The sequence below is a fragment of the Kitasatospora mediocidica KCTC 9733 genome (assembly GCF_000744225.1).
GTDB lineage: Bacteria > Actinomycetota > Actinomycetes > Streptomycetales > Streptomycetaceae > Kitasatospora > Kitasatospora mediocidica.
Genome location: NZ_JQLN01000007.1, coordinates 1,096,834 through 1,119,451, shown reverse-complemented (window position 1 = coordinate 1,119,451; position 22,618 = coordinate 1,096,834). Strand labels below are relative to the sequence as shown.

Below are 22,618 nucleotides of genomic sequence, written 5' to 3'. Positions count from 1 at the left end.
GATTGGGCGGAACTGTGATCCGGATGGTCTTACTTCGCAATCACAGCAGTGCGGGCCGCCTCGCGGTCCGCGGCGTAGCGGCGGTTCTCGCAGACCGAGGTCCACGCGTTGAGCCTGGCCTGCTTGCGGCCGCCGGCCAGGAGGACGCTCTCCGCCAGCCTGATCGCGCTGCCGATGGTGGTCGTGGTACCCATGCCTGGCATCTCCTTTCGCTGGGCTCGGGCCCAGTCTCCGCCGCCGGTGTTTCCGGACAGTGACCAACCGGTCAAACGCGGATGAAAAGATGAAACCAGAAGAGCCCGGCCGCCTCTCGGCAACCGGGCCCCACACGGGTGAAAACCGTCAAACGGCGGTGCGCTCGCGGTGCTCCAGCGCCTGGCGGTACAGCCGGCCCGCCCGGTACGACGAACGGACCAGCGGCCCGGACATCACACCGGCGAAGCCGAGCTCCTCCGCCTCCTCCTGAAGCTCCACGAACTCGTGCGGCTTGACCCAGCGCTCGACGGGGTGGTGGCGCACGGACGGCCGCAGGTACTGGGTGATGGTGATCAGCTCGCAGCCGGCGCCCACCAGGTCCTCCAGCGCCTGGCTGACCTCCTCGCGGGTCTCGCCCATGCCCAGGATCAGGTTGGACTTGGTCACCAGGCCGGCCGCGCGGGCCTGCGTGATGACGTCCAGCGAACGCTCGTAGCGGAAGGCCGGGCGGATCCGCTTGAAGATCCGCGGCACCGTCTCGACGTTGTGCGCGAGCACCTGCGGACGGGACGAGAAGACCTCGGCCAGCTGCTCGGGCACCGCGTTGAAGTCGGGGATCAGCAGCTCGACGCCGGTCTGGCCGCCAGCGCGGTCGGCCGTCAGCGCGTGCACCTGGCGGACCGTCTCGGCGTACAGCCAGGCACCGCCGTCGGGCAGGTCGTCGCGGGCCACACCGGTGATGGTGGCGTAGTTCAGGTCCATCGTGACGATGGACTCGGCGACCCGGCGCGGCTCGTCGCGGTCGAAGTCGGCCGGCTTGCCGGTGTCGATCTGGCAGAAGTCACAGCGCCGGGTGCACTGGTCGCCGCCGATCAGGAAGGTGGCCTCGCGGTCTTCCCAGCACTCGAAGATGTTGGGGCAGCCGGCTTCCTGGCAGACCGTGTGCAGGCCTTCCTTCTTCACCAGCGACTGGAGGGCGTTGTACTCCGGGCCCATCTTCGCCCGGGTCTTGATCCACTCCGGCTTCCGCTCGATGGGGGTCTCGGCGTTGCGGACCTCCAGGCGGAGAAGCTTCCGGCCGTCGGGGGCGACAGCGGACACGTGCGACTCCTAGAACTAGACGGGGTACCCCCCAGGGTACGCCTGTGCTTGTACGGTCTTGGCCGAGCCTGAGCCCCGCATTCGCAGGGCAACAGTCGGCGCAGGTCAGGGATTCCCGATCAAGGCGGGTTCCGGCAGTTCGGCGAAGACCTCGGCCAGGTAGCGCTCGACCACCGGCAGGGCCTCGCCCACGGGGACGTCCCGGCCCAGCTCGGTGGAGAGCGAGCCGACTCCGGCGTCCCGGATCCCGCACGGGATGATCCGGTCGAACCAGGTCATGTCCGGGTTGCAGTTGAGCGCGAAGCCGTGCATCGTCACGCCGCGCGCGACCCGCACGCCGATCGCCGCGAGCTTGCGGTCGTCGCCGCGCTGACCGGCGTTGGAGGGCGCGTACTCGGGACCCGCCAGCCGCGGGTCGATGCCCAGCGGCAGGCCCATCCGCAGGGTGAGGCGCCCGATGTCGAGCACCTGGGACGGGTCCACCCGGGCGTCCGGCAGTTCCTCGCCCAGCACCCAGACGCCGCTGCGGCCCTCGACCCGGCTGGACGCCACGCCGAACTCGGTGCAGGCGCGGATCAGCGCCTCCTCCAGGCGGCGCACGTACGCGACGACGTCCATCGGCTCGGGCAGCTTGACGATCGGGTAGCCGATCAGCTGGCCGGGCCCGTGCCAGGTGCCCTCGCCGCCGCGGTTGACCTCCACCACGGGGGTGCCGTCCAGCGGCAGGTCCTCGGGCTTGGTGCGCCGGCCGGCCGTGTAGACCGGCTGGTGCTCCAGCAGCAGCACGGTGTCCGGGATCTCGTCCGCCCGCCGCAGGGCGTGCAGCCGCTGCTGCTCCTCCCAGGCGACCTGGTACGGCACCGCGCCCTCGCCGATGCCCATGCGTATGAACCGCACGTTCTCGCTCACCACTGCTCCTTGCCCAGGCGTTCGAGACCAACCTGGCTAGCGTACGCCCGCTCGCTCACCTGCCCGAGAGCAGCTGGAGCCTGAGCGCGAGCTGGAGCTCCAGGGCGCGCTCCGGCTCGTTCCAGCGCGGGCCGAGCAGCGCCTGGACCCGGTCCAGCCGCTGGACGACGGTGTTCACGTGCACGTGCAGCTCCTCCTTGGCCCGGGTCAGGCTGCCGCCGCAGTCGAAGTAGGCGCGCAGGGTGCGGACCAGCTCGGTGCCGCGCCGCGCGTCGTACTCCAGCAGCGGCCCGAGCGTGCGGCCGACGAACCCGCCGACGTCGTGCCCGTCGCCGAGCAGTACGCCGAGGAAGCCGAGCGACTCCGCGGACGCGCCGTCCCCCTCGCGGCCGAGCACGCGCAGCGCGCGGACGCAGCGCAGGCCCTCGCCGTACGAGGCGGCCAGCGCGGACGGGCCTGCCGCGCTGCGTCCGGTGCCGACGGTCACCGGCTGGCCGACGAGCCGGGTCAGCCGCTCGGCGGCGAGGGCGGCGGCCCGCGCCGGGTCGGCCGAGCCGTCGTCGGGCAGCAACAGCACCACGGACTCGCCGTACTCGGCACTGACCCCGCGCGAGGCACCTGCGCCGCGCGAGGCGCCCACCCCCCGCGAGGCGCCCACCCCGCGCGAGGCGCCCACCCCGCTCGCGGCACCAGCGCCCTCCCCCCGCGAGCCCGAGCCGAAGAGCAGCCGCACCGCGGCCCCCGCCAGCCGCGCCCGGCCGTCCGGCGCGGTCTCGGCGACCAGCACCAGGTGCGGCCGCCCCAGGTCCACGCCCAGCCGCCGCCCTCGGGCCAGCAGCCCGGCCGGGTCGCGCCCGGGCTCGCTCAACAGGTCGGCCAGGAGCTCGCCGCGGACCCGGTTCTCCGCTTCGGCGACCGAGCGGCGCAGCAGCAGGAGCAGCGCGGTGACCACCCCGGCCCGTTCGAAGAGCCGTCGGTCCGGGTCGTCCAGCTCGGGCCGGCCGCGCAGCAGCAGGCTGCCCAGCGGCTCCTGCCCGGCGAGCACCACGCAGACCCAGCTCTCGCCGTGCCGCACCGCCCGCCCCTCGGCCCGCGAGCGCTCCACCGCCGCCGCCAGCGCGCCCGCCCCGGCCGGCCGCCCGGCCAGCGGACGGCCCTCGGGATCGTGCACCGCCACCTCGCCCTCCAGCAGCACGGCCACCTCCGCGGCCACGTCCGCCACCTCGGCGCCGCGCAGCACCAGGTCGGTGAGCCGGTCGTGCGCCTGCTCGGCACGCTGCACGGCCGCCGCGTGGGCCCGGATCACGGCGTTGGCGCTGTTCAGCTCGGCCAGCGCGGCCCGGGTGCCGGCCACCGACTTGGCGGTGTCGATGGCGATCGCGGCGTGCGCGGCCAGCGAGCAGAGCAGCGCGACCTCGTCGGGGGAGAAGGAGCGCGGCGAGCGGTCGGCGGCGAAGAGCACCCCGATCACCCCGCCGCCGAGCAGCAGCGGCACCCCGAGGATGGCCACCAGGCCCTCCTCCAGCACGCCCGCGTCCACCCGTCCGGTGTGCTGGAAGCGTTCGTCGCTGCGGTAGTCGGGCGACGCGTACGGGCGCGCGGTCTGCGCGACCAGGCCGCCCAACCCCTCGCCCAGGCGCAGGCGCAGGCTCTGGAAGAGCGGCGAGACCGACCCGTCGGTGACCCTCATGTACGTGTCGCCGGCGTCCTCGTCCGGCAGCGTCAGGTACGCGGTGTCGGTGCCGAGCAACATTCGGGCCCGGCGGACGATGGCGCGCAGCACCGCGTCCGGGTCGCGGGAGGCGGCCAGGTCGCCGGCGGTGTCGAAGAGGGCGGTCAACTCGGTCTCCCGACGCCGGTGCTGACGCAGCGTCCGGTGGATCCGCAGGGCGACCCAGACGGCCTCGTCGACCTCCGCCAGCACCGCCGGTTCGACCTCCCGGCGGCGGGTCTCGGCGAGCACGTCGGTCAGGTCCTCGGCGGCGGCGCCGGAGGCGAGCAGGTCCAGCAGCCGGCGCAGTGCGGGTGCCGCGCCGGCCGCGGGTGCTGAGTCATTCATGGTGCCGGACACCGTCTCACACGGGCACGACGCTCGCAGCACCCTCCAGCGCGACGCCCGCCGGTTCGACCTCGGCCAGGTCGCGGCCGCGGGTCTCCCTGGCACAGAGCACCGCGATCACCGTGACCACCGCCGCGAGGGCCACGTAGACCGCGATCGGGGTGGCGTTCCCGTAGCCCTTGAGCAGCGCGGTGGCGATCAGCGGCGCCGGTGCGCCGGCCGCGACCGAGGAGAACTGCGCACCGATCGAGGCACCCGAGTAACGCATCCTGGTGGCGAACAGCTCGGAGAAGAACGCCGCCTGCGGCGCGTACATCGCGCTGTGGAAGAACAGGCCCACCGTCACCGCCAGCACCAACTGCCCGAAGCTCCTGGTGTCCACCAGTCCGAAGAAGACGAACGCCCAGACACCGGTGCCCAGCGCGCCGAACAGGTAGACCGGTTTGCGGCCGACCCGGTCGGACAGCGCGCCGAAGAGCGGGATCAGCGCGAACTGGACGGCGGAGCCGATCAGTACCGCGTTGAGTGCGGTCTGCTTGTGCAGGTGCACATGCTCGACGGCGTAGGCCAGGACGAAGGTGGTCAGTACGTAGTACGAGATGTTCTCCGCCATCCGGGCGCCCATCGCGACCAGCACGTCCCGCCAGTGGTTGCGCAACACGGCCACCAGCGGCGGCTGTTCGGGGACCGGCCGGGCCTTCGCGGCGGCCAGCGCCTGCTGGAAGAGCGGCGACTCGTCCACCGAGAGCCGGATCCACATCCCGACCATCACCAGCAGCGACGAGAGCAGGAACGGCACCCGCCAGCCCCAGGCGAGGAAGGTCGCGTCCGACTGGAAGGCCGTCAGCAGCGAGAGCGCGCCGGCCGCCAGCAGGTTCCCGGCCGGTGCGCCGCCCTGCGGCCAGGACGCCCAGAAGCCGCGCCGCCGCTGGTCGCCGTGCTCGGAGACCAGCAGCACCGCGCCGCCCCACTCGCCGCCGAGCGCGAAGCCCTGCACCAGGCGCAGGGCGGTGAGCAGGACCGGTGCCAGCGCGCCGACCTGGCGGTACGTCGGCAGGCAGCCGATCAGGGTGGTGGCTCCGCCCATCAGCAACAGGCTCACCACCAGCAGGCGTTTGCGGCCGATCCGGTCGCCGAAGTGGCCGAAGACCAGGGCGCCGATCGGCCGGGCGGCGAAGCCGATCGCGTAGGTGAGGAAGGAGAGCAGCGTGCCGGTCAGCGGGTCGGTGTTCGGGAAGAAGACCTTGCCGAAGACCAGCGCGGCCGACGTTCCGTACAGGAAGTAGTCATACCACTCGATCGTGGTGCCGATCAGACTGGCGCCGACGACCTTCCAGAGGTTGGTTCTTGGCATCGGTCAACGTCCTTCCGGGCAGTGGGGCGATGGCAGTGGGGCGATGGCAGCGAGGTGATGACAGTGGGGGACGGGGGTCAGCGCGCGGTCCAGCCGCCGTCCACGGGCAGGCTGGCGCCGGTGACGAAGGAGGTGTGCGGCGAGCAGAGCCAGAGCGCCACGGCGGCCACCTCGGCCGGTTCGATCAGACGCTTGACGGCGTTGCGGTCGAGCATGATCCGCTCCACCACCTCGTCCTCGCCGATGCCGTGCACGCGGGCCTGGTCGGCGATCTGCCGCTCGACCAGCGCGGTGCGGACGTAGCTGGGATTGACGCAGTTGCTGGTCACGCCGTGCGGCGCGCCCTCCAGGGCGACCGTCTTGCTCAGGCCCTCCAGCGCGTGCTTGGCGGTCACGTAGCCGGCCTTGAACGGGCTGGCCCGCAGGCCGTGCACGGAGGAGATGTTGACGATCCGTCCCCAGCCCCGCGCGTACATGTGCGGCAGGGTGCGGCGCAGGATCCGGAACGGCGCCTCCACCATCACCCGTTGGATCAGCGCGAACCGTTCCGGCGGGAACGCGTGGACGGGGGCGACGTGCTGGAGTCCGGCGTTGTTGACGACGATGTCGACCTCGGCCGGCAGCGTCTCCACCAGCTCCGGATCGCCCAGGTCGACGACGTGCGCCACCCCGCCGATCCGCTCGGCCAGTTCGAGCGTCGGCCCGGCCGCCAGGTCGACGACGTGGACGAGGGCGCCGGCCGCGGCGAAGGCCTCGGCGCAGGCCAGGCCGATGCCCGCGGCGGCTCCGGTGACCAGGACGGTCCGGCCGGTCAGATCGGTCCCGCCCGGGTCGGGACCCGGCGGCGGTGGTGTGGTCTCCATGACCCAGAACGGTAGGAATCCGCGCGTCCGGACCCCATGTGATGGACAGCCACAGACGGCCGCCGTCCCATAGTGCCGGACACCATGTGGGCGCCGAACCGAGACACGCAAGCAGAGCCAAACCCCCAGTGAGGCACCTTCCCCACAACGGACGCCCGTCCTTCACCCGTTCGGAGGATTGCCTGCCCAGAACCACCCATAGCGCCCGAATGCTCGCTACATTCACGCCGATTCCCGACAGGGGGCGCCGCGCCGGGCAGCGGGGGATTGGACTTCCCGGTGCGCCGTCCGAGAGGTGTTGACTGACATGTCCCAACGGCCTGCGACCGACAGCCCGGCCTACGGTCCGCTCGACCCGCACGAACGGCGGGCCGCGCGGTCCCTGCCGGATGCCTCCCTGTCCGCACCGCCTGACGACGAGCGCGCGGACGAGATCGCCGCCGGCGGCCGGACGCCCGTCGAGCGTGCCCAGAACCCGGCGCTCGCCGCGCTGATCGAGGAGGCCGGCTTCTCGCACGCCGGCCTGGCCCGCCGGGTCGACCAACTGGGCCTGGAGCACGGGCTCGACCTGCGCTACGACAAGACCTCGGTGACCCGCTGGCTGCGCGGCCAGCAGCCGCGCGGGGCCACTCCGGCGTTGATCGCCGAGGTCTTCACCCGGCGCCTGGGCCGACGGCTCTCCGCCCAGGACATCGGCCTGGACGCCTGCGCGCCGGTCTACGCGGGCCTGGAGTTCGCGCAGACCCCGCAGGAGGCGGTGGACATCGTCGCCAGCATGTGGCGCAAGGACACCGGGCCGCAGTCCGAGCTGCGCCGGATCGCCTTCACCCCGGCCGGCCTGGTGGTCCCCAGCCGGGACTGGCTGATCGGCCGCAGCGACGAACAGGTCGCCCGGGACGGCTCGGTGGGCGGCTACCCGGCGGGCCCGGGCCTCCCGCCGGACCCGGCCGACCCGGCGGACCACCCGCCGCTACGCCCCGGCAGCGTCCCCGCCGCCCGGTCGGCCGGCGCCGGGCGGGTCCCCTCGCAGAGCCGTCGGCCGCTGGTCTCCGAGTTGCGATCGCCCCAGGCCGCGGTGGCGCCGCCGCCGGACCCAGGCACCCGCGTTCCGCGCCCCGGGCTGCGGGTCGGCCGCGGCGACATCGCGGCCGTCCGGGCCGTCGGCGACCTCTTCCGCGCCCTCGACCACGCCTATGGCGGCGGCCACGCCCGGCAGGCCCTGGTGCGCTACCTGGAGAGCGAGGCCGAGCCGATGCTGCGCGGCCGCTACGGCGAGCAGATCGGCCGGGCGCTGTTCGCCGCCGTCGCCGACCTGACCAGGCTGGCCGGCTGGACGTCCTTCGACATCGCCGCCCACGGGCTGGCGCAGCGCTACTTCGTCCAGGCGCTGCGGCTCTCCCAGGCGGCCGGCGACCGGGTGCTCGGCGGGTATGTGCTGATCACCATGAGCCAGCAGGCGGTGCACCTGGGCCACGGCCGCGAGGCGGTGCAGCTGGCCCGGGTCGCCCAGCAGGGCGTGGGCACGGCCGCGCCGGCCGCCGTCCAGTCGCTGATGCACGCGGCCGAGGCCCGTGGGCACGGAATACTGGGCGACGTCCGCTCCTGCACCACCGCGCTGGTGCGCTCCGAGCGAGCCCTCGCGGTCGCCCGCAGCGGCGACGAACTCCCCTCCTGGGCACGATACTTCGACGAGGCCCAGCTGGCCGACGAGTTCGCCCACTGCTACCGCGACCTGCAGCAGTGGCGGCCCGCCGCGCAGCACGCCGAGAAGTCGCTGCGGCTGCGCTCGGCCGTGTACGCGCGCAACCGGGTCTTCTGCCGGATGGTGCTGGCCGCCTCCCGGCTGGGCATGGGCGATCTGGAGGAGTCCTGCGCGATGGCCACCGAGGCCCTGCGCGCGGCGGGGGAGATGCGCTCCGCCCGGACGGTCGAGTACCTGCGCGACTTCCACCGCCGGCTGGCCCCCTACCGCGGCAGCCCGGTGGCCCGCGCCTTCGAGGAGGCCGCCCGGCAGGCGGGGGTGATCTAGTGCCGCGTCAGGCAACCTTCACCCCGTCGCGACGCCCGGTGCGCACTCTCGCCGCACCGGCCGAAAGCCCAAGTACGTCCAGTACGAGGACTTCCGGCCGACACGCCGAGAGCACGCACCGGACACCGCTCCTTGACGGGCAAAAGTTGCCTGACGCGGCATTAGGCGCAAGGACCGTACGGCCGCGGGCGACTGCTCACCAGCTCTCCGCCCGCGGCCGCCGGGCCGACCCGGCGGCCGACAGCTCGCTCCCGCCGCGCAGGTGCTGGGCGAGCAGCGGCAGGATCAGTACCGAGAGCATCCCGGCGCCGACCAGCGCCGCCGCCGTGGAGCCGGCCAGTTGCTGCTCCTGCACCTCGATCGTGGTGATCACCACGATCAGCGGCAGCGCCGTGGCCGCGAACAGCCCGAGCGCGGCCCGGTCCCGGACGGTCAGGTCGGGCGGGCCGAGCAGCGCCGCCGGGAGGCCGCGGACCGACACCAGGAGCAGCAGGAAGACCGGCACCAGCAGCAGCGTCCCGGGGTCGTCGAGGAGCGCCTTCAAGTCGAAGGTCATCCCGCTGTAGACGAAGAACACCGGCACCAGCACGCCGAAGCCGATCGCCTCCAGCTTCGCGTCGATCACCGCCTCCTGGGCCTCCGGCACGTCGCTGAGCAGCAGCCGCGAGACGATCCCGGCGGTGAAGGCGCCGAGCAGCATGTCCAGCTCCAGCCAGACGGCCGCCGCGACCATCACCGCGAGCACGAACACCACCGCGCGGATCGCGAACTGCCCCGAGGTCCGCAGCGTTTGCTGGATCAGGTGGGTCGCCCACGCCGGCCGGGGGCGGCGTGCGTAGGCGACCGCGAGCGCGGTGATCCCCGCGAACACGGCGAGGATCACCGCCGACCGCCCCGGTGTGTTGCCACTGAGCAGCACCGCGATCGCGATGATCGGGCCGAACTCGCCCACCGAGCCGGTGGCCATCACCAGCGAGCCGAACCGGGTCCCCAACTCGCCGGAGTCGCGCAGGATCGGCAGCACCGTCCCGAGCGCGGTGGTGGTCAGCGCCAGCCCGGCGAAGGCGCCGGTCAACGCCGACCGGTTGACCAGCGCCCCGACGCCCAGCGCGACCACCAGCGCGATCAGCCAGGCCGCGCCCGCCCGCCTCAGTGGGCCGCCGCGCAGCCGGGCGAAGTCCAGCTCGTAGCCGGCCAGGAACATCAGCATTGCCAGGCCGAACTGCGACATCGCCGCGACGAGCGGGCCGGTTTTCGCCCACCCCAGCCCGTCCGGTCCGATCAGCACACCGAGCACGATCTCGAACACCACGGTCGGCACCGCAAGCCAGCGCCGTGCCCGGTCCGCGAGGAGCGGAGCGGCGAGCGCGGCGGCCGGGACGAGCACCAGCGTCAGCGGCTGGACCTGCACTGTCGTGTCGGACATGGCGGCATCCTGGCACGCGCCGCACCCGCCGCCGCGGACCGAACCGGAGCGCGGGCCCGTACGGGTACCGGCCCGTCGCCGAGCCGGTACCCAAGCCATGCCACTGTCCGTGCCGCGCCGCCTGAGTCCTCCTCAGGCCGCCTCGCGGGCCTCCCGCGAGCCGGCGTCGCCCGCCATCCCGAGGTCACGCAGCACGGCCTGCGCCGCCCGCCGTCCCGAGAGCAGCGCCCCCTGCGCGCTGCTGGTGTCCCGGTGGTCGCCGCAGACGTACAGACCGGCCAGCACCCGCACCGGCCGGCGGAAGTTGTGCGGCGGCGGCATCGCCGGGACGGCGTCCGGGAGATGGCGCACGCTCAGGAACTCCCACTCCCGCGCGGACACCCCGTACAGCTCGGTGAGCCGGGCCCGGACCGCCGGTTCGAGCCCGGCCGGGCCGCCGGCGTCGAAGCTGCGCCGCCCGAGCACGGTGGTGGCCACCAGCGAGCGCCCGGCCGGGGCGTAGGACGGGTGCACCTCGCTGAGCACCAGCGAGTGCGAAACCGGAGCCGCGCCGCTGGGCCGCTCGGCGTCCAGCAGCAGTACTGCCTCGGCCAGCGGCGAGCCGGCCGTGGAGTGGTAGTACGTGGTCACCGGGTGGAAGTCCGGCAGCCGCAGCCCGGGCAGCAGTTCGGCGGCCGACCGGGCGTCGGTGGCGAGCAGCACCGCGCGGGCGCCGATCCGCCCGTGCTCCTCGGTCAGCACGCCACCCGCCCCGATCGAGGTCACCCGCACGCCCAGCCGGACGGTGCCGGGCGGCAGCGCGTCGGCCAGCCGGCCCGGCACGGCGGCCGTCCCGGCGGCGGGCAGACAGAGCCGTCCACGGGCGTAGCCACGCAGCACCAGGTCGGCGACCCGGCTGCTGGTGCCCAGCGCCGGGTCGCTGAGCAGCGCGGTCAGCAGCGGGCGCAGGAAGCCGTCCACCATCCGGGGGGAGAGCCCCCGTTCGCTCAGCGCCCGGGCGGTGGTGGTCTCCGGCCGGGCCAGCAGCCGGGGCACCGGGGTGGCGGCGAGCCGGCTGAGCGCCGAGCCGAGCCTGGCCTTGTCCAGCGAGCCGCCCAGCGGCGCGCGGGCGGTGGCCTGACGGATCGCCGGCGGCTGCGGGCCGACGGTCCGGTAGCGGCGGCCCGCGCTGTGCACCTGGACCCCGGGGGCCAGTGCACGGAGCTCCAGACTGTCCAGGTCGAGCCGGCGGATCAGCTCGGGAAAGTCGGTGTTGAGCAACTGCCCGCCGTGGTCGAGCCGGTAGCCGTCCAGCTGGTGGTCGGCCATCCGGCCGCCGATCCGCTCGGTCGCCTCCACCACCTGGACGTCGAGTCCGGCGGCGATCAGCGCCCGGGCGGCGGCGAGGCCCGCCAGGCCTGCGCCGACCACGACCACGTCGGGGTCGGCGGGGCGGCTGCGGCGGGTGATGTCATATGCGGTCACGGGCGAGCTCCCTCCCTGGTCCCGGAGCTCCGGCCGGCGAACGGCTGCGGGGTGCCGGGACGGTCCGAACAGGTGATGCCCCGTCAAAGCCTTGTTCAGCCAAGGGCATTCGCTCGGATCTGGGCGGTCCCCGCCGTGCCGGTGGCACGCCCGTCGGGAACGGCGGCGCGCCGTGCGCTGTCGGGCGCCGCGGAGTGCCCCCGTGCGCCCCCTCTGCGGCCCTGCTGGCGCTCCCCGCCGCCCCTCGCCGCCCCCGGGCGCCGCCGCGCGCCAGCACCCCGCACAAGGCCGCCGTAGCCCGCCGCCGCACGGCCGTACCCGCTGCCCTGCGGCCGTACCCGCTGCCCTGCGGCCGCCGCACGAGGCCGCCGCACGGATGGGTACGGCTAGCGAGCCGCCAGCGCCGCCGCGTCCACGGTCGGGTGGGCGAAGCGGAACCCGGCGTCCAGCAGCTTGCGCGGCACCACCCGGTGGCTCCCGACCACCTCCACCGCCATCTCGCCCAGCGCGACCCGCAGCACCGCCTCCGGCACCGGGAACGGCGTGGGCCGCCCCAGCGCCCGGCCCAGCGCCGCCGTGAGCTCGCGGTTGGTCACCGGCTCCGGCGCCGTCAGGTTCACCGGGCCGCTCAGCTCCTGGTGGTCGATCAGGAACCGCAGCGCCGCCACCTGGTCGACCAGCGAGATGAAGCTCCAGAACTGCTCGCCCGAGCCAAGCCGCCCCCCGAGGCCGAGCTTGAAGAGCGGGAAGAGCCGTCCGCCGGCCCCGCCCTGGGAGGACAGCACCAGCCCGGTGCGCGGGTGCACCACCCGCACACCCGCCTCGGCGGCCGGGCGGGCGGCGCCCTCCCACTCCACGCAGACCCTGGCCAGGAAGTCGTCCCCGGGCGGTGCGCTCTCGTCGATCACCCGGTCACCGGTCTGCCCGTAGTAGCCGACAGCCGAGCCGCTGACCAGCACGGCCGGCGCCTTGTCCGCCGCCAGCAGCGCGGTGACCAGGGTGCGGGTGCCGCCGACCCGGCTGTCGTGGATCGCCCGCTTGTACGAGTCCGTCCAGCGCCGGTCGCCGACCCCGGCGCCGGCCAGGTGCACCACGGCGTCCGTCCCGGTCAGCGCGGCCTGGTCGAGCTGGCCGAGTTCGGGACTCCACCCGATGCCGACCGACCCGTCGGGCTGCGGGCCCACCGCGCGGCGGTGCCGGACCAGCCGGACCACCTGGTGGCCGTCGGAGAGCAGTGAGCGGACAAGGGCGGAGCCGATCAGGCCCGAGGAACCGGTGACAGCGATACGCATGCCGCCATCCTGGCAGGCACCCCGCCCCGTCCGGTCCCTGGACCCGGGCGTGTCGCCACCTGTCACCCGCCGCCCGGTGACCGTCGCGAGCCGTCCGACGGTCCGTCACCCGGTTGGCCTGTCTGCCGCCGCTCCCGACCGATACGGTACGGCGGTGAGCAACTCGACTCCTCCCGGCTGGTACCCGGACCCGCAGCGCGGACCCGACGGCGGCGCTGCGCAGGAACGCTACTGGGACGGCGGCGGCTGGACCGCGCAGACCCGGCCGCCCGCCGCGCCGCCGCGCTGGGACGCGGTCGGTCCGGCCGTCCCGCCGCCTCACCGCTCGGTGGTGTCCGACGCCTCACCCGCCTACGGTCACCCGGCCGTCCCCGCCCCGGTCGAGCCCCCGGCTACGGCTTCCCGCCGCAGCCCCCCGCCCCGGCGGCGTACGGGTTCCCGCAGCCTGCGCCGTACCCCCCGGTAGGCCCCCCGGCCTATCCGCCGACCGCACCGTACGGCGGCCCCTACCTCCCGCCGCAGCCCCCGCGCCAGCGCACCGGGCTGATCGTCGGCGTCCTGGCCGGCGCCCTGCTGCTGGTCGGCGTCACGGTCGTCGGCGCCGCCGCGCTGCTGAGCGGCAGCGCCGGCCCCAGCAGCAGCGCCGCCGTCGCCCCGACCCCGGCGGCGAGCGCACCGGCGGACGGCGCCGCGCCGCAGCCCGCGCAGCCGACCCCCGGTCCCTCCGACCAGCCCCAGCCGCAGAGCAAGGCCCCGGTCTCCCCGGACGGCAGCTCGGCCACCGACACCACGCACGGCTGGACCGTCCCGCTGCCGACCGGCTGGACCTCCACCGACCACGGCGCCGGGACCGCGCTGCTGACGGTCACCACCCCGTACGACTGCAGCACGCCCGGCGGTTGCGTCCGCGGCAGTTTCTCGATCGACAGCGCCCCGACCCAGGGTGCCGACGCGCAGTCGGTGGCCCGGGCGACCATCGCGGACTACGCGCCGCAGCTCTACGGCGACCTCGCCTCGCACCAGGAGCTGGCCTCGGCCCCGATCACCGCGGCCGGCCTGACCGGCTACGCGGTCCGCTGGCACGTGGTTCCGTCCACCGGCACCCAGGGCTACATCCTGCTGGTGGCGCTGCCCTCGGCCGGCGGCGGCTTCTCCATCCTGGTCGGCTCGGTCGACGACGATCCCAGCGCGCCGCAGCCCGCGGTGCTCGAACAGATCGTCGCCGGGATCCGCGTCGCCGCGCCGGCCAACGGCGTCTGAGGACGCTCTGCCGGACCGTCCAGCCGGCTTCTAATCCCCGTACTGCTCCCAGAGCTTGGGGAATCGTTTCGCCATCTCGGCCGCGTCGTCGAAGTCGAACGGCGCGCCCTCCGGCTGCCGGGGCTGCTGCGTCCCCAGGTCCGGCAGCGGCATGCCGGTCAGCCGCTCGTGCGCCTCGTCGGCGGCGTAGCCGAACTCCTCGGCGTCGCCGTCCTCCTCCTCGTCGAAGTCGGAGACCAGCTCGGCGAGGTCGTCCGGGTGGTGCACCGCACCCTCGAAGACCTCCCGCCCCTGGGCGATCAGCCAGCACCGGAAGTAGTCGAAGGCGTCCTCGGACGCCCCGTCGAGCATCAGGTACGCCGCGCCCCAGAGCTCGCGCGTGTAGGCCCGCTGGAAGCGCGCCTCGAAGAGCCGGGCGAAGTCGATCACCTCATCGGGCGTCAACTGCCCGAGCCGCTCCACCAGCAGGTCGGCCTGGTCGTCCGGATCGCCTTCCGCGGCGTCGCGGGTCTCATCGATGATCTGCCAGAAGTCCGTCTCGTACATCACCGCTCCAGCATCCCTGGTCCACGAACCGAACGCACACCCTATGCGCCGCCCGTGCGCCGCGCGCGTCGGGCGGAGAAGCGCCGAGCCCCGGACCGCGCAGTGACGGTCCGGGGCTCGGCGATGGTGCAGATGGTGCCTGCTGCCTGAGGGGCAGGTGCCTTACAGGCCGAGGTCGCCCTCGAAGGCGCCGTCTTCCAGGCGCGCCTTGACGGTGCCCAGGAAGCGGGCCGCGTCGGCGCCGTCGACGATCCGGTGGTCGTACGACAGAGCCAGGTAGACCATGTCGCGGATCGCGATCGTCTCGCCCAGGTCCGGGTGGTTGATGACCACCGGGCGGCGCACGGTGGCGCCGATGCCCAGCATGCCCACCTGCGGCTGGTTGAGGATCGGGGTGTCGAACAGCGCGCCGCGCGAACCGGTGTTGGTCACCGTGAAGGTGCCGCCGGCCAGCTCGTCGGGCTTGAGGCCACCGTCGCGGGTACGGGCCGCCAGGTCGGCGACCTTCTTCGCGATACCGGCGATGTTGAAGTCACCGGCGCCGTGGACGACCGGGACGAAGAGCCCCTTCTCGGTGTCCACCGCGATGCCGATGTTCTCGACGTCGTGGTACGTGATGGTGTCGTCGTCGTTCACCCGGGCGTTGACGATCGGGTGGACCTTGAGCGCCTCGGTGGCGGCCTTGATGAAGAACGGCATCGGCGAGAGCTTGACGCCCTCGCGCTGCAGGAAGCCGTTCTTCGCCTTGGCGCGCAGCTGCATGATGCGCGTGACGTCGACCTCGACCACGGTGGTCAGCTGGGCCGACACCTTGAGCGACTCGACCATGTGCTTGGCGATCGCCTTGCGCACACGGGTCATCGGCACGGTCTGGCCGCGCAGCGGCGACGGGGTGACCGGGGCGGCGGCCTTCGCGGCAGCCGGGGCGGCGGCCGGAACGGCGGCGGCCTGGCGGGCGGCGGCAGCGGCCTCCGCGGCGGCGATGACGTCCTGCTTGCGGATCCGGCCACCGACACCGGTACCGGCGACCGAGCCGAGCGCGACACCCTGCTCGGCCGCGAGCTTGCGGACCAGCGGGGTGACGTAGGCGTCACCGGCGTCGGCGACCGGCGCGGCGGCGACGGGCGCCGGGGCAGCGGCGGCCGGAGCCGGAGCGGCCACGGGGGCCGGAGCGGCCGGAGCCACCGGAGCGGCGGGCGCGACCGGCGCGGGGGCCGGGGCGGCGGGGCCGGAGCCGGGGCAGCGGCGACCGGGGCCGGAGCGGCCACGGGGGCCGGAGCAGCCGGGGCTGCCGGAGCGGCGGCGACCGCACCCGCCACGCCGATCAGCGCGAGCTGAGCGCCGACCTCGGCCGTCTCGTCCTCGCCGACCAGGATCTTCACCAGCACACCGGCGACCGGCGACGGGATCTCGGTGTCGACCTTGTCCGTCGAGACCTCGAGCAGCGGCTCGTCGACCTCGACGGTCTCGCCCTCGGCCTTGAGCCAACGGGTGACGGTGCCCTCGGACACCGACTCGCCGAGCGCGGGCAGCAGGACCGGGGTGGCGTCGGCGGCGGCGGCCGGAGCGGCAGCCACCGGGGCGGCCGGAGCCTCGGCCACGGGGGCCGGAGCGGCCGGAGCCACCGGAGCGGCCGGGGCCTCGACGACCGGGGCCGGCGCAGCGGCGGCGGCCGGGGCGGCAGCGGCCACCGGGGCGCCCGAGCCGTCGTCGATGATGGCCAGCTCGGCGCCGACCTCGACGGTCTCGTCCTCGGCGACCTTGATGGAGGCGAGGATGCCGGAGACCGGCGCGGGGATTTCGGTGTCGACCTTGTCCGTCGAGACCTCAAGCAGCGGCTCGTCGGCCTCCACTCGCTCACCCTCGGCCTTGAGCCAACGGGTGACAGTGCCCTCGGACACGCTCTCGCCCAGTGCGGGCAGCGTTACTGAGACCGCCATGGTTTCAGCGACTCCTATCAAGTCTTGCGTTCAGGAAGGGGGAAGTGGAGGGGCGATCAGTCGTGCGAGTGCAGCGGCTTGCCGGCCAGCGCGAGGTGCGCCTCGCCGAGCGCCTCGGACTGCGACGGGTGCGCGTGGATCAGCTGCGCGACCTCGGAGGGCAGGGCCTCCCAGTTGTAGATCAGCTGGGCTTCGCCGACCTGCTCGCCCATCCGCGCGCCGACCATGTGCACGCCCACCACGGCGCCGTCCTTGACCTGGACGAGCTTGACCTCGCCGGCGGTCTTCAGGATCTTGCTCTTGCCGTTGCCGGCCAGGTTGTACTTGAGCGTGACGACCTTGTCCTTGCCGTACACCTCGATGGCCTTGGCCTCGGTGATGCCCACCGACGCGACCTCGGGGTTGCAGTACGTGACGCGCGGCACGCCGTCGTAGTCGATCGGCACGGCCTTGAGGCCGGCCAGCCGCTCGGCGACCAGGATGCCCTCGGCGAAGCCGACGTGCGCCAGCTGCAGGGTCGGGACCAGGTCGCCGACGGCCGAGATGGTGGGGACGTTGGTGCGCATGTACTCGTCGACCAGGACGTAGCCGCGGTCCGTCGCGACGCCGGCCTCCTCGTAGCCCAGGCCCTGCGAGACCGGGCCGCGGCCGATGGCGACGAGCAGCAGGTCGGCGTCGATCTGCTTGCCGTTCTCGGTGGAGACGCGCACACCGTTCTCGGTGTACTCGACGCCGGAGAAGCGGGCCTTGAGCTCGAACTTGATGCCACGCTTGCGGAAGGCCCGCTCCAGCAGCTTGGAGGAGTTCTCGTCCTCCAGCGGTGCCAGGTGCGGCAGGGCCTCGACGATGGTGACGTCGACGCCGAAGGACTTCCAGACCGAGGCGAACTCGACGCCGATCACGCCACCGCCGAGGATGACGGCGGACTGCGGGATGCGGTCGAGCTTGAGGGCGTGGTCCGAGGAGATCACCCGGTCGCCGTCGATGGTCAGGCCCGGCAGCGACTTCGGCACGGAGCCGGTCGCGAGGACGATGTGGCGGCCCTCGTAGCGCTGGCCGTTGACGTCCACCGAGGTCGGCGAGGAGAGACGGCCCTCGCCGGTGACATAGGTGATCTTGCGCGAGGCGACGAGGCCCTGCAGACCCTTGTAGAGGCCCGAGATCACGTCGTCCTTGTACTTGTGGACGCCCTTGATGTCGATGCCCTGGAAGGTCGCGAGCACGCCGAACTCGGCGGCCTCGCGGGTGTCGTCGGCAATCTCGGCCGCGTGCAGCAGCGCCTTGGTCGGGATGCAACCCCGGTGCAGGCAGGTGCCGCCGAGTTCGCCCTTCTCGATCAGGGCCACGCTCAGACCCAGCTGAGCGGCGCGGAGCGCCGCGGCGTAACCGCCGCTTCCGCCTCCGAGAATGACTACGTCGAAAACGGTGCTGGCGTCGTTCGCCACGTCACGTCCTCCATGCAATGGGGTGTGGATCGTCCGGGCCGGGGCTGGTCCGGTGTGTCGGGCGGGCCCTTGTGGGGCGCCCAGTCGTGCCGGAAATACATCTTCGCACTTGTTCGCGGCGGCTGATGTCCGGGTCCACTCCGCAGGGGGTGCGCGGGGGCCGGGCAGGGGTTTCGGCGACCCCCTTTTCCCGCCGTCTGTGCAGGTCAACGCCGCAACGCCGGGGTCTGTTCCGGGTGCTGCGCCGATCGTGACCGAACTTGATTCCGCTTTGTGGAACAAAGTTTCGCCCCAAGCGAACACGAAGGCGCGAGCCGCTGAGGGGCTACCAATTGGTAACCGGGAAATGCGGACACCCGGGGTGATCCGGCGGGCACGCAGCCGTCACGGCAACGCAGCCGTTATGGACGCGCAAACCCCGCAGGGCCCGGCGCCGAGGCGGCCGGGCCCTGCGGAGAGAAGGCTGCGTCAGGCCTGCGCGGTCTCCTGCGCGAGCTGCACCAGGGTGCGCACGGCGCTGCCGGTGCCGCCCTTGGGGGTGTAGCCGTACGGAGCGCTCTCGTGGAACGCCGGACCGGCGATGTCCAGGTGCGCCCAGTCGATGCCGTCCGCCACGAACTCCTTGAGGAAGATGCCGGCCACCAGGCCGCCACCCATCCGCTCGCCCATGTTGGCCAGGTCGGCGACCGGCGAGTCCATGCTCTTGCGCAGCTCGGCGGGGAGCGGCATCGGCCAGGACTGCTCGCCCGCGCGCTCGGCGGTGGCGTGCAGCTTGTCGCGGAACGCGTCGTTGCCGGCCATCACGCCGAAGGTGCGGTTGCCCAGCGCCAGCACCATGGCGCCGGTGAGGGTGGCGACGTCCACGATCGCGTCCGGCTTCTCCTCGCCGGCCCGGACGATCGCGTCGGCCAGCACCAGGCGGCCCTCGGCGTCGGTGTTGAGCACCTCGACGGTCTTGCCGCCGTACATCCGCAGCACGTCGCCGGGGCGGGTGGCGGAGCCGGACGGCATGTTCTCGGCCAGCGCGAGCCAGCCGGTGACGTTGACGGCCAGGCCCAGGCGCTTGGCCGAGACCACCGCGGCGAAGACCGCGGCCGCACCGGACATGTCGCACTTCATGGTCTCGTTGTGGCCGGCCGGCTTGAGCGAGATGCCGCCCGAGTCGTAGGTGATGCCCTTGCCGACGAAGGCGAGGGTGGCCTTGGCCTTCGGGTGGGTGTAGGCCACCTTCACCAGCCGCGGCGGGTTGGCGGAGCCGACGCCGACGCCGAGGATGCCGCCGAAGCCGCCCTTGGCGAGCGCCTTCTCGTCCCACACCTCGACCTTGAGGCCGTGCTCCTTGCCGGCCGCCTGCACGATGGCGGCGAACGCCTTCGGGTGCAGGTCGTTCGGCGGGGTGTTGATGAGGTCGCGCGAGCGGTTCATCTCCTCGCCGAGGACGGTGGCGCGCTCGACGGCCGCCTTGGCGTCCTTGCTGCCCTTGCGACCGGTCAGCACGACCAGGTCGCCGACCGGCTCCTTGACGCCCTCACCCGTGCGGTAGACGGTGAAGTCGTACGAGCCGAGCAGCGCGCCCAGCGCGACCGCCTCGATCTCCTCGGCCGACTCGGCGGGCAGCGCCAGGCCGGCCTTCTTCGTGCCGGACAGGGTACGGGCGGCGACGCCGGCCGCACGGCGCAGCGCCTCCAGCGGGTAGCCGCCCTCGGCGGCCTCGCCCAGGCCGACCGCCAGCACGAAGCCGGCCTTCAGGCCTGCGGGGGACGGCAGCTTGACGGCCTCGCCCTCGGCACCGTTCGCGCCCAGGGTGGCGAGGGTCTCGGCCAGCTTGCCCTCGAACGCCTCGATGACGGCCTCGGCGCCGGAGGTCACGACGAGACCCTTCGGCCCCTTCGCCACGCCGATCACCAGAGCGTCCGCACGCAGCGCGGCGGCTGAGGAGGTGCTCACAGACAATGCAGTCACGTAATTGCGTCCTGTTCTTTCGCGGTCCACGGCCGGATTACGGCATGGGTAAAGCCCCAGCGTGCTCCGCCATGACGGCGCAGGGCTACGGTGCTTCCCCGCATGGTAGTCCGCATGTTGGGACTGTGTTGCCCCCGGTCCTTGCGGGAGACCGACGGGTGTGCTTCAGCGTCATGGCAGCTCATCGCAGTGTGACAGCTGCGGTCTCGTTGAACGAGAGGGCGCTCAGCGGCGGCTGAGAGTCAGCCCGATCAGGCAGAATACGGCGGCCGTCTCGGTCATCGCGCCCAGCACGTCACCGGTGATGCCGTCGAAGCGGCGCACGCAGCGGCGCAGCAGCAGCCAGGCGGCGAGCAGACCCAGCGTCAGGGACAGCGCGTAGCGCGGGTCCGCTCCGAGCAGGGCGAGGGCGACGGCGCTGAGCAGCGAGACGGCGGTCGCGCCGGCGGGGGAGACCGTGCCGGCCACCATCGCCCCGAGACCGCCGGGGCGGGCGGCGGGCACCGACCGCAGGCACCCCCAGCCGAGCGCGCACCGGCCGGTCACCGCCGCGGCCAGTACGGCCAGCGCGCCACGTGCGGCGGAGTGCGCGAACTGGGCTTCCAGGCAGGCGATCTGAGCGAACATCAGGAGAACGAGCGTCAGTACACCGAACGGGCCGATGTCGGACTGCTTCATGATCCGCAGGGCGTCCTCGGCCGGTCTGCCGCTGCCGAGGCCGTCCGCGACGTCCGCCAGGCCGTCCAGGTGCAGCCCCCGGGTGAGCGCGGCCAGCGCGGCCACCGAGGCGACGGCGGCGAGGAGCGGGGCGCCGCGCCAGGCGGCGACGGCGCCCAGCGCGCCGGCGAGGACACCGAGCACCACGCCGACCAGCGGCGCGGCGAGCATCGCCCGCCCGGCGGAGGCCCGGTCCCAGCGATCCACCCGGACCCGCAGGACGGAGAGCGTGCCGAAGGCGAAGCGCAGGCCGTGCAGCACCACTCAGCCCTTGCCCAGCAGCTCCAGCGCGGTGGGCAGCTTGGCCGGCTCCTTCGGCAGCAGCGGCGCGGCCGGACCGGCGGAGCCCTGCTCGGCCAGCGCGTCGGAGGCCGCCTGCAGCATCGGCAGGGCCATCAGCGCGCCGACGCCCTCGCCCATGGTGATCTCCTGGTCGTGCAGCGCGGTCAGGGTCAGCCGGTCGTACGCCTTGGCCAGGGCCGGCTCACCGGTCAACAGACCCGCCCGCCACCACTCCGGCGCGCGGAACGAGACCCGCTGGGCGACCAGCGCGCAGGCCGCCGAGACCACGCCGTCCAGCACCACCGGCAGCTTGCGCACCGCGGCCTGGAGCAGGAAGCCGGTGATCGCCGCGAAGTCCGCGCCACCGGTCGCCGCGAGCAGCGCGAGCTGGTCGCCGAGCACCGGCCGGGCCCGCCGCAGCGCGTCGCGGATCGCGGCGCACTTGACCATCCACACCTTGTCGTCGATCCCCGAGCCGCGCCCGCAGACCGCCGCGGCGTCGGTGCCGCAGAGCGCGCCGATCAGGACGGCGGCCACCGTGGTCGAGCCGACGCCGAGGTCGCCGAGGATCACCAGGTCGGTGCCGAGGTCGGCCTCCTCGTCGGCGACCGCCATGCCCGCCGCGAACGCGGCGGTGGCCTCCGCCAGGGTCACCGCGTCCTCGACGTCGATCCGTCCGGAGCCGCGCCGCACCCGGTGCCGGACGACCTCGGCGGGGAAGTCCGCCGGGTCCGCGTCCACCGAGAGGTCGACCACCCGCACGTCCGCGCCGAACCGGCGGGCCAGCCGGGCCACCGGCGCACTGCCGTCGAGCACCGCGTGCACCCGCCGGGCGGTGCCGCCCTCGGCGGACATCCGGGAGACCCCCAGCGAGGCGACGCCGTGGTCGCCGGCGAAGAGCAGCACCTTGGGAGCGGTGATCGCCCGCACCGGGGACTGTCCCTGGACAGAGGCCAGCCAGCTGCCGAGCTCCTCCAGCCGGCCGAGACCGGCGCGGGGCTTGTCCAGGTCGAGCCAGCGCTCCTCGGCCGCGCGGCGGGCCGCGTCGTCGGGGCGCTCGACGAGCGAGGCGAAGGTATCGAGATCCACGGTGGTGTCCATCGTGGCGAACATTACCAACCGGTGCTCACGCTGTCCGGTGGCCGGGGCCCGCAAGCTCCTTGATGGCGAGTACCTGCCCCGCCACCACCAGCAGCACCCGGTCGGACTCCTGCGCCATCGCCATGTTCAGCCGGCCCAGGGCGTCGCGGAACCGGCGGCCGGCGGCGGTGCCCGGCACCACGCCCATGCCCACCTCGTTGCTGACGGCCACGACCTGGCGCTCCGTCAGCCGCCAGGCCTCGGCCAGCTCGGCGCAGCGCGCCTGCACGGCCTGCTCGGCGCCGGCCGCCCAGGCGCGGTCGTCCCAGGCGTCGGCCTCGTCCATCGCGGCGGTCAGCCAGAGCGCCAGGCAGTCGATCAGGACCGGCGCGGAGTCGGAGCGGTCGGCCAGCACCGCCGGGAGGTCGCAGGTCTCGACGGTCCGCCAGCTCGCCGGACGGCGCTCGCGGTGCAGCGCGACGCGCTGGGCCCACTCGCCGTCGCCGTCCCGGTTGCCGCTGGTCGCGACGTAGCAGACGTCGGGGTGGTCGAGCAGCAGCTGCTCGGCCCGGGTGGACTTGCCGGACCGGGCGCCACCGAGGATCAGAGTGCGTGCCATGGCCACCATCCTGCCCGAGCGCGGTTGACGCCGATCGCCTCAGGGCAGCCTGAGAGTCTGGGCAGGGGCGGTAGC

General features: G+C 73.8%; 18 protein-coding genes and 2 pseudogenes. 3 read left to right on the top strand and 17 right to left on the bottom strand.

The features are described from left to right. Positions 1–29: 29 nt before the first annotated feature. From BS80_RS42175 to BS80_RS35200, 6 genes are all read right to left on the bottom strand, one after another. Entirely contained in the window at positions 30–194 is a 165-nt protein-coding gene (locus BS80_RS42175) for a hypothetical protein (RefSeq protein ID WP_198045722.1), read from the bottom strand. Positions 195–342: 148 nt separating this feature from the next. Beyond that, positions 343–1,296, bottom strand: coding sequence for a lipoyl synthase (gene lipA, locus BS80_RS35220; RefSeq protein ID WP_035805663.1), 954 nt, complete (start codon positions 1,294–1,296; stop codon positions 343–345). 105 nt (positions 1,297–1,401) lie between these two features. Continuing rightward, positions 1,402–2,178 carry a lipoyl(octanoyl) transferase LipB gene (gene lipB / locus BS80_RS35215; RefSeq protein WP_035806858.1) on the bottom strand — a complete coding sequence of 259 codons (777 nt, stop codon included), beginning with the start codon at positions 2,176–2,178 and terminating at the stop codon, positions 1,402–1,404. Positions 2,179–2,260: 82 nt separating this feature from the next. Next, the gene (locus BS80_RS35210; protein WP_035806856.1) at positions 2,261–4,264 is read right to left on the bottom strand and encodes a helix-turn-helix domain-containing protein; all 2,004 of its coding nucleotides are present in this window, start codon (positions 4,262–4,264) and stop codon (positions 2,261–2,263) included. Between the two features lie 16 nt (positions 4,265–4,280). Then, entirely contained in the window at positions 4,281–5,618 is a 1,338-nt protein-coding gene (locus BS80_RS35205; protein ID WP_035805661.1) for an MFS transporter, read from the bottom strand. Between the two features lie 77 nt (positions 5,619–5,695). After that, positions 5,696–6,481: an SDR family oxidoreductase gene (locus tag BS80_RS35200; protein WP_035805659.1), complete on the bottom strand. Its 786-nt coding sequence runs from the start codon at positions 6,479–6,481 to the stop codon at positions 5,696–5,698. 307 nt (positions 6,482–6,788) lie between these two features. On the opposite strand from BS80_RS35200, the gene BS80_RS35195 reads away from it, so the two are divergent. Continuing rightward, complete coding sequence (locus BS80_RS35195; RefSeq protein ID WP_232246764.1) at positions 6,789–8,510, top strand: regulator; 1,722 nt, start codon at positions 6,789–6,791, stop codon at positions 8,508–8,510. A gap of 196 nt (positions 8,511–8,706) precedes the next feature. Here BS80_RS35195 and BS80_RS35190 read toward each other — a convergent pair whose 3' ends face one another. The 3 genes from BS80_RS35190 to BS80_RS35180 form a co-directional block, all read right to left on the bottom strand. After that, positions 8,707–9,936: a cation:proton antiporter gene (locus BS80_RS35190; RefSeq protein ID WP_035805657.1), complete on the bottom strand. Its 1,230-nt coding sequence runs from the start codon at positions 9,934–9,936 to the stop codon at positions 8,707–8,709. A 132-nt stretch (positions 9,937–10,068) separates the two neighbouring features. Beyond that, on the bottom strand, positions 10,069–11,400 hold the full coding sequence (locus tag BS80_RS35185; RefSeq protein WP_232246763.1) for an NAD(P)/FAD-dependent oxidoreductase: 1,332 nt from the start codon (positions 11,398–11,400) through the stop codon (positions 10,069–10,071). Positions 11,401–11,786: 386 nt separating this feature from the next. Beyond that, complete coding sequence (locus tag BS80_RS35180) at positions 11,787–12,692, bottom strand: TIGR01777 family oxidoreductase (protein WP_035805655.1); 906 nt, start codon at positions 12,690–12,692, stop codon at positions 11,787–11,789. A gap of 154 nt (positions 12,693–12,846) precedes the next feature. Here BS80_RS35180 and BS80_RS40055 point away from each other — a divergent pair, with 154 nt between their 5' ends. Continuing rightward, positions 12,847–13,158: a DUF2510 domain-containing protein gene (locus BS80_RS40055; RefSeq protein ID WP_035805652.1), complete on the top strand. Its 312-nt coding sequence runs from the start codon at positions 12,847–12,849 to the stop codon at positions 13,156–13,158. Positions 13,159–13,198: 40 nt separating this feature from the next. Here the strand turns inward: BS80_RS40055 and BS80_RS35170 are convergent, their stop codons facing one another. Continuing rightward, on the bottom strand, positions 13,199–13,582 hold the full coding sequence (locus tag BS80_RS35170) for a hypothetical protein (RefSeq protein ID WP_157536764.1): 384 nt from the start codon (positions 13,580–13,582) through the stop codon (positions 13,199–13,201). A gap of 70 nt (positions 13,583–13,652) precedes the next feature. Here BS80_RS35170 and BS80_RS35165 point away from each other — a divergent pair, with 70 nt between their 5' ends. After that, complete coding sequence (locus tag BS80_RS35165; RefSeq protein ID WP_035805646.1) at positions 13,653–13,952, top strand: hypothetical protein; 300 nt, start codon at positions 13,653–13,655, stop codon at positions 13,950–13,952. 30 nt (positions 13,953–13,982) lie between these two features. Here BS80_RS35165 and BS80_RS35160 read toward each other — a convergent pair whose 3' ends face one another. The 7 genes and pseudogenes from BS80_RS35160 to cobU all read right to left on the bottom strand — a co-directional run. After that, entirely contained in the window at positions 13,983–14,498 is a 516-nt protein-coding gene (locus BS80_RS35160; protein ID WP_035805645.1) for a DUF4240 domain-containing protein, read from the bottom strand. Positions 14,499–14,660: 162 nt separating this feature from the next. Beyond that, a pseudogene (gene sucB, locus BS80_RS35155) lies at positions 14,661–16,438 on the bottom strand (2-oxoglutarate dehydrogenase, E2 component, dihydrolipoamide succinyltransferase). Between the two features lie 56 nt (positions 16,439–16,494). Beyond that, entirely contained in the window at positions 16,495–17,883 is a 1,389-nt protein-coding gene (gene lpdA, locus BS80_RS35150; RefSeq protein WP_035805643.1) for a dihydrolipoyl dehydrogenase, read from the bottom strand. Positions 17,884–18,351: 468 nt separating this feature from the next. Beyond that, the gene (locus BS80_RS35145) at positions 18,352–19,845 is read right to left on the bottom strand and encodes a leucyl aminopeptidase (RefSeq protein WP_035805640.1); all 1,494 of its coding nucleotides are present in this window, start codon (positions 19,843–19,845) and stop codon (positions 18,352–18,354) included. A gap of 225 nt (positions 19,846–20,070) precedes the next feature. Then, positions 20,071–20,823: an adenosylcobinamide-GDP ribazoletransferase gene (locus BS80_RS35140; protein WP_232246762.1), complete on the bottom strand. Its 753-nt coding sequence runs from the start codon at positions 20,821–20,823 to the stop codon at positions 20,071–20,073. A 3-nt stretch (positions 20,824–20,826) separates the two neighbouring features. Next, positions 20,827–21,945, bottom strand: a complete 1,119-nt coding sequence (locus BS80_RS35135; RefSeq protein ID WP_035806848.1) for a nicotinate-nucleotide--dimethylbenzimidazole phosphoribosyltransferase — start codon at positions 21,943–21,945, stop codon at positions 20,827–20,829. Between the two features lie 25 nt (positions 21,946–21,970). Next, positions 21,971–22,537: pseudogene (gene cobU, locus BS80_RS35130) on the bottom strand (bifunctional adenosylcobinamide kinase/adenosylcobinamide-phosphate guanylyltransferase); the annotation flags it as partial. Positions 22,538–22,618 lie beyond the last annotated feature (81 nt).

Bases quoted from the DNA above. Each gene is read 5' to 3' on its own strand.
- lipB (WP_035806858.1), bottom strand. From the start codon at position 2,178: ATGGGCATCGGCGAGGGCGCGGTGCCGTACCAGGTCGCCTGGGAGGAG.
- BS80_RS35180 (WP_035805655.1), bottom strand. From the start codon at position 12,692: ATGCGTATCGCTGTCACCGGTTCCTCGGGCCTGATCGGCTCCGCCCTT.
- BS80_RS35210 (WP_035806856.1), bottom strand. From the start codon at position 4,264: ATGAATGACTCAGCACCCGCGGCCGGCGCGGCACCCGCACTGCGCCGG.
- BS80_RS35195 (WP_232246764.1), top strand. From the start codon at position 6,789: ATGTCCCAACGGCCTGCGACCGACAGCCCGGCCTACGGTCCGCTCGAC.
- BS80_RS35160 (WP_035805645.1), bottom strand. From the start codon at position 14,498: ATGTACGAGACGGACTTCTGGCAGATCATCGATGAGACCCGCGACGCC.
- BS80_RS35190 (WP_035805657.1), bottom strand. From the start codon at position 9,936: ATGTCCGACACGACAGTGCAGGTCCAGCCGCTGACGCTGGTGCTCGTC.
- BS80_RS42175 (WP_198045722.1), bottom strand. From the start codon at position 194: ATGGGTACCACGACCACCATCGGCAGCGCGATCAGGCTGGCGGAGAGC.
- BS80_RS35205 (WP_035805661.1), bottom strand. From the start codon at position 5,618: ATGCCAAGAACCAACCTCTGGAAGGTCGTCGGCGCCAGTCTGATCGGC.
- BS80_RS35135 (WP_035806848.1), bottom strand. From the start codon at position 21,945: ATGGACACCACCGTGGATCTCGATACCTTCGCCTCGCTCGTCGAGCGC.
- BS80_RS35200 (WP_035805659.1), bottom strand. From the start codon at position 6,481: ATGGAGACCACACCACCGCCGCCGGGTCCCGACCCGGGCGGGACCGAT.